The sequence below is a fragment of the Mesorhizobium sp. M7A.F.Ca.US.014.04.1.1 genome (assembly GCF_003998745.1).
GTDB classification, from domain to species: Bacteria; Pseudomonadota; Alphaproteobacteria; order Rhizobiales; family Rhizobiaceae; genus Mesorhizobium; species Mesorhizobium ciceri.
In genome coordinates this window covers 1-6,501 of record NZ_RZRW01000336.1, presented here as the reverse complement: position 1 = coordinate 6,501, position 6,501 = coordinate 1, and the positions used below count along the sequence as shown (strand labels likewise).

Below are 6,501 nucleotides of genomic sequence, written 5' to 3'. Positions count from 1 at the left end.
GATCAGCACCTTGAGGCCTTCGGCGCCGCGTTCGGCCGCGCAGGAATCGACCGTCCATGATGTCATCTGCTCGGTCAGGACCGCCCTGTTGACGGCATTGTCGTCGACGATCAGGACACGCGCGCCGGTCACGTCGATCGGCATGATGCGTTGCCCGTTTTGCTGTCCGGCCCTCGGCAGCGTCACCGAGAACCAGAACGTCGAACCCTTGCCTTCGGCGCTTTCGACCCCGATGTCGCCGCCCATCAGCTCGACGAGCCGCGAGGTGATGGCGAGGCCGAGGCCGGTCCCCTCGTGCCGCCGCGTCGATGAAGTGTCGACCTGGCTGAATTTCTCGAAGACCAGTTTCAGTTTTTCCTCGGGGATACCGATGCCCGTATCGGTGACCGAAATGGTGAGCTTCGTTCCGGCTGGAACCCTCTCGCCGGTGACGTCGACCAGCACATGGCCCTCATCGGTGAATTTCACCGCATTGCCGAGCAGGTTGGTGACGATCTGCCTGATGCGGCCGACATCGCCGATGAATAGGCTCTCGAGCCGAGGCTCGACACGTACGATCAGCTCGAGGTCCTTCTCCTTGGCGCGCGTCGACACCAGCGTCGCCACGTCCTCGATCGCCTCGGCCAGATTGAAGGGCGCCGGATCGAGCACCAACTGACCGGCATCGATCTTGGAGAAATCCAGTATGTCGTTGATGATGGTGAGCAGCGCATTGCCCGACTTCACGATGATGTCGGTAAACGTCTTCTGCTTCGGGTCGAGGTCCGATTTGGCCAGCAGTTCGGCCATGCCGAGCACGCCGTTCATCGGCGTGCGTATCTCATGGCTCATATTGGCGAGGAATTCCGACTTGGCGCGGTCGGCGAGCACGGCGCGCTGACGCGCCTCGCGCAGTTCGGCCTCCCGCATCTTCAGCTCGGTGATGTCGGTGGTCGAGCCGATCAGGTAGAGCGAACCGTCGGAGGCGATCATCGCGCCTTTGCGGGCGAATTGATGCCTGACGCTGCCGTCGGCCAGCGTGACCGTCTCTTCGACCTCCTGAGTTTCGCCGGTGCGCAGCACGGCGAGGTCGCCATTGACGAAGGCCTCGCCATCCGGCCCGAAAATCTCGATGTCGGTCTTGCCGATGGCCTCTTCCTTGCTGAAGCCCGTCAGATCGCACCAACCCTTGTTGACATAGAACTGCCTGAGATCGGAGCGCTTGGCGTAGATCGATACCGGCACATTGTCGATCAGGCTGCGGAACACCTCGTTCTCGCGCATGCTTTCTTCCAGCGCACGCTCGCGTGCCTTGACGTCGGTGATGTCGGTGCTCGAACCGACCAGATGCACCGACCCGTCCAGCGCCACCAGGCGGCTCTTGCGGGTCATCAACTGCCGAACCGTGCCGTCGCGATGGGTGACGGGTTCCTCGACCTCCTTGACGACGCCCGTCACGGCGACTTGCGTGTCGTCATGGCTGTAGCCATCCGCGTCCTGCGCGCCGAACAACTGCCGGTCGGTGCGGCCGATGACATCCTCCTTGGCCAAGCCGGTGATCGCGCACCAGGCCTTGTTGACGAATTCGATGCTCAGGTCCTGCGCCTTGATGAAGGCGGCCACCGGCAACTCGTCCATCACATGCCGGAACAGGTCGATCTGGCGCATGGAATCGCGCAATGCCGCCTCGCGGCTCTTGATCTCGGAGATGTCGACGCGAACGCCGATGAAGGTGCCGTCGTCGGTCCGCATGTCGTAGACCTGATACCAGCGGCCATCGGGATTGTGACGCTCGTAGGAGGAACTGGGCAAGCGGTAGCGGGCGAGGATCGCGTCCAGCCAGCGGTCATGATCGCTGTCGTAGAGCTGGTCGATTTGCGGATCGCCGCTGCTGCGGAAATAGCCGTTCGCATGACCCAGCACGAGTGCTTCGCGGAATGTACAGCCGGGCTGCCACGCCGGCTTCAAGGCCGGCAGCGTATCCTGGATCTTGCGGTTGGCGAAAACGAACCTGTCGTCGCGATCGTAGATGATCACGGCGGCCGGCAAGGATTCCAGCACGCTGGCGAGATGCTTGCGTGCGTCCTGCGCCTCCGTCTCGCGGCGCTTCATGTCGGAAATGTCGAACAGGAAGCCGGCAACGTAGTTGCGGCCGCTGGCCATGCCGACGCGGCTCTTCCGGACGATGCGCGAGCGGCAGGCGCCATCGGCCTCGAAATTCTCTTCCACTTCGTACGGCCGCCCGGTGGCAAGGACGTCACGTTCGCTCTGCTCGAAAAGCGCGACAGCGTTCGTTGGGAGGAAATCGCCGCCGGGCTTGCCGAGCATGGCTTGCGGCGTCTGGCCAAACAGAGCGGCGAACGCCTCGTTGACGAAGACGAAACGCAGATGGTCGTCCTTGACGAAGATCGGATCCTTGACGGCGTTGATCACCGCTTCCGCCAGCCGCGCTTTCTCCAGCGCGTCGGCAAGTTCGGCCTCCCGGTCCTTCATGTCGGTGACGTCGACATAGGAGATCAGCCGCTTGCCGCCGGCCAGCGGCGCCATCGACGATATCAGCGTGCGGCCGTCATTGCGCGGGAACTGCCGCGATCCGGCGGTACCGGCCCTGATTTCCGCCTCGCGCTCGGCGACATGCCGCTGCCATGACGCATCGTCGGCACCAAACGGATCGATGTCGCGGCTGGCGTCCATCAGATCGCGGAAGCTGCAGCCGATCTCGGCGCGCCGGGCGTCGATCTGCCAGAAATCATAGAAAGCACGGTTGATGATCTCGGCGCGCATATCGGCGTCGAGCACGAGGACACCGATCGGCATCTGGTCGACCATTGTGCGGAGACTGGCGAAGGTCTCGGCATTCCTGGCATTGGCGTTTTTGATCTCCGCATCGCGCTGCTTGATCTCGGTGACCTCATAGTAGGTCAGCAGCCGCTTGCCCCCGGACAACGCCGTCACCGAAAACATCATCGTCCTGCCGTTGGCATGGACAAATTCGCGCGGCGCGACGGATCCGGCGCGAATCTCGTCGAGGCGAGTAGCGAGGTAGCGCTGCCATTGCTGTTCGTCGATGTCGCCATAGATGCCGCTGCGGCGGTTGAGCTCCATCAACAGGCTGAACGGAGCGCCGACGGCAACAGCGCCGTCCGGAATCCTCGAGAGGTCGCGATAGGCCTTGTTGACGATCAGCGTGTCGAGCCTGGCATCGAGAAGCACGACGCCCATATGCATGGCGTCCATCGTCCGCTCGAGGTCGGCCAGATGCTGGTCGGGCTCGCCGTCACCCGATGGTTCCCGCCCCAGACTTTTGAAGGCGCCGGCCAGAGCCGTGACGTTGCGGCCGATGCCGCGATAGCCGGCAAATCTTCCTTCGTCGTCGAACTTTGGAAAGCCTGATGTCAAAACCCAGCGACAGTCGGCGCTGCCAGCCTTGAGCTCATAGACGAAGTCGCGAAAAGGCCGGTGCGCCTGCAGATCCTCCAGATGCGCCGCGCCACTGCGATCGCCGTTCAGGACCTGGTTGAGGAAGTCGAAGCGGAACCGGCCAAGCACGTTTGCCGGATCGATGCCGGTGGCGGCCTGGTAATTTTGCGAAAGCCAGGAGAAGCGCAGTTCGGCGTCCGTTTCCCAGACCCAGTCCGAACCGGCTTCGACGAGTTGGCGAAGCGCATCGTTCGAATCCATGCAAGAGGCGGACGATGAGGCATCGTCGCCATGCACTGTGGATCTGCGAGGCCCGCGCTTGCCGCGCGCGCCGATTGTTTCGTCCGCTTCCGCCATGCCGTCCCCACCCCGAAAACCAAGGCCGAACCCTCCTCCGCGGTTCGTCGGCGGAATCTGCCCGAGAAGCATTAAGGATCCGCTAACCTTAACGGTCGGTTGGACAGGATTGCGCGGCGCGGTCTGCTTCATTCCGCCCGGTTGTCGGCGGGGTCGAACCCGCTATATAAGCAACGGCAGGGGTATTGCTGATGCTTGGACGGATTGTGCCTTTTTTCATGGGGCTGGCGCTGCTTTTCGGCGGCGGTTGCTCGCGCAGTTATGACGGCACGGTCGTCATCCCGAGACCGCTTGATGTCCGGCGATTCTGGGATCGGCCGCCACCGAATGTCGACTATGGGCAATCCGAGGTCGAGAACGGCGCTTTTCCTGTGGCGCCGCAGCCGGACCGGCGTTTTTCCGAGCGCAAGGTCAGCCATGCCGCACCGAGACGGCACCAGACGAGGTTGCCTGCGTCCGCTTCCCTATCGGCGCCAGCGAAGCCGCTGACCTGCAGGAACGTCAGCGAGCCTGGCAAGAGAGCTCGCATGGTCTGCGATTAGATCGGAGCGGGTCCCTAAAAGCGGGACCCGGTTTTCGGATGGGATGCGATCAAGACGCGATCCGCGGATAGCTTCGGTGACCCGGCCTCACAGTGAAGCAGCGCCCTTTTTCGGCTCCTTCGCACCGAGCTTGTCGAGTGCAAGACGAACCTGACGCAGATCTTCCTGCCAGCCGTCATCGTCGTCCATCGGACCCTCCGAGGCAGCCCGCTGCAGCCCACGCGCCTCGGATTCGATCTCGCGCAGTTCGGCGATTTTCTGTTCGGTGGTCAGCGAGTCATCTTCGACGATCTCCAGTACCCGCATTTCCCGGAACGTAGCCACGGCGTTTCTCCCGGCTGATGTCGATCACAACGCCATGAGCGCCTCTCTGTTCCAGCCGGATCAGGCAACCGCATCGCAGCAGGCACGCCGCAACCGGTGATCGCCAATTGGGGAAGCCGGCGATCATTCGGCCGGGAAAAACGCCGGGCCGACCACGCGCACCGACCGCTTGCCGGCCTCGATCGAAAGGTGCTGGGCGGCACCTGGCGCTTCGGCATCGATTCCAGGGACGGCCGCAACCGTGCCGAGATCCGGCTTCGCCGTCGGCAGCGGAATAATGGCATTGCGCATGTTGGCGGGCGTCACAGTCCTGGCTCGCAGTTCGGTGACCCGCTGGTAGTATCGCTTGACGTCGCATGCCTTGAAATTCGCATCATCGCGATATCTGAAGGCTGCCGGCAGTTCGGTATAAGGCTTGCGCGTGTCGAGCGCGACCATCTGGTCGGTTTCGAGGCTGGCATCGTTCAACGTGTAGAGGTCGACGCTGGGGTCATCGCAGATGTAACGGCATTGATCGGCCGTCTCCTTCAGATCACCGCTGGCGGCGAATTGCGACTTTGGCGCCGGGAAGAAATACCCGTCCGACAGACGCACGCAAAACAGCATCGCATTGCCGCCGAACGTGGTGCTCGCCGATTGGGTGCCGGGCGCGGCGCGCGCAGACCGTTGCTTTGCCGAAGGCGCGCAGCCAAGCGCCACGAGGCGCGCCTGCAGACCCGCCGTGTCGCGGCCTGAATTCCCGGCGGCAGCGATCCGGCGCTGCACATCCGAGCGGCTCCTGGCGAGATCGGCGCAAGCGTTGAAGAGACCACCAAGCGAACTTTTCGCCGTGCACTGGCGCTGTCTCTCGATAGTCTGGATGGCTGCAAGTTGCCGGCGCAGTTGAGCAAGCTCCGGGTTCGCCCCGTTGCTGCGGCCACCCGAAAGCAACTGGCTTCTGATCGCGCCGCAGCTGTCCGCGTAGGACGGAAGCGTCCCGAACAAAACCGCCGCCAGCGAAATCAATGCGACCACCATGGAAGGCCAGAAACGGATCATCGGGACAACTCGGTCCTTTTTGCGGAGAACCCGGAATTACAGTCCATAACTTACACAAGTTTCAGCTATATGAGTAAACTCTAATTATCTCAAGAACTTCAGCCGGGGTAAGCTTTTGTCTATTGTATTATGTCATCTCGTGTAAATTCGATATTACATTTTTATTTCAAGATTGAGACGAACCTCAAAGGAAAGCGCAAGCCCGACCCTCGCCGCGGACCTGCAACGAAACGGACCGCCATTATCGCCAGGCGTTCGAAACCTTTGCCCGGTCTTCCGCGTTGAAGGACCAAAGGGAGAACGCAGATGTCGATCCACTTCACCGTCTCGGACCTGACAAGAAACCTGTTTCACTCGCTGGGGCTGGATCAGCGCGCGCCAAGGCCTCTCAATCCCGAACAAAGCCTGTTGCTGGAATGCTATCTGGCCGGTCAGGTTCCGGAATCGGCCTGGAACGACTACGTCTTCGAAACGCCCGATCTTGCCCGGCATGCCGCGGCACGGCGCAGTCACCATTGAGCCGGCGGCGGGTGCCTACTTGGGAGAGGCGAATTGCAACGTGAACACGTTGCCGGCGATGCCTTGCGCCAGTTTCGCTGAGAAGGTCAGGGGCAGACAATTCTGCAAGGCGGTCGTTGCGGCGTCGACAAAGGACTTCTTCGCCTTGGCATCGCCTTCCACCTTGATGGCTGTCGGCCTCGGTGGGCCGATCAGCGTGCCGTCCCGCTTGAAGCTGAAGCTCAAGGTGACGCTGGCGGTTCCCGCTCCCGCCGGCGGTGTCCAGCAAGCCTGGATCGCGGCCCCGACATCGTCCATCGTGTTGAGTTCAGCTGCACTTGAC

At 62.2% G+C, this 6,501-nt stretch carries 6 protein-coding genes; 2 read left to right on the top strand and 4 right to left on the bottom strand.

The annotated features are described in order from the left end of the window. Window positions 1–3,756: PAS domain-containing protein (locus EOA22_RS21115; protein ID WP_164755697.1), on the bottom strand; the 3,756-nt coding region annotated here is incomplete at its 3' end. A gap of 191 nt (window positions 3,757–3,947) precedes the next feature. Here EOA22_RS21115 and EOA22_RS21110 point away from each other — a divergent pair. Continuing rightward, window positions 3,948–4,298, top strand: a complete 351-nt coding sequence (locus EOA22_RS21110; protein WP_013529266.1) for a hypothetical protein — start codon at window positions 3,948–3,950, stop codon at window positions 4,296–4,298. 87 nt (window positions 4,299–4,385) lie between these two features. Here the strand turns inward: EOA22_RS21110 and EOA22_RS21105 are convergent, their stop codons facing one another. Both EOA22_RS21105 and EOA22_RS21100 read right to left on the bottom strand, forming a co-directional pair. Then, window positions 4,386–4,622, bottom strand: coding sequence for a hypothetical protein (locus tag EOA22_RS21105; protein WP_013529265.1), 237 nt, complete (start codon window positions 4,620–4,622; stop codon window positions 4,386–4,388). Between the two features lie 123 nt (window positions 4,623–4,745). Beyond that, window positions 4,746–5,660 carry a DUF2865 domain-containing protein gene (locus EOA22_RS21100; RefSeq protein WP_063169150.1) on the bottom strand — a complete coding sequence of 305 codons (915 nt, stop codon included), beginning with the start codon at window positions 5,658–5,660 and terminating at the stop codon, window positions 4,746–4,748. Between the two features lie 306 nt (window positions 5,661–5,966). On the opposite strand from EOA22_RS21100, the gene EOA22_RS21095 reads away from it, so the two are divergent. After that, window positions 5,967–6,179, top strand: coding sequence for a hypothetical protein (locus EOA22_RS21095; RefSeq protein ID WP_013529263.1), 213 nt, complete (start codon window positions 5,967–5,969; stop codon window positions 6,177–6,179). Between the two features lie 15 nt (window positions 6,180–6,194). Here the strand turns inward: EOA22_RS21095 and EOA22_RS21090 are convergent. Next, a partial coding sequence (locus EOA22_RS21090; RefSeq protein ID WP_127390198.1) for a hypothetical protein occupies window positions 6,195–6,501 on the bottom strand: 307 nt, incomplete at its 5' end.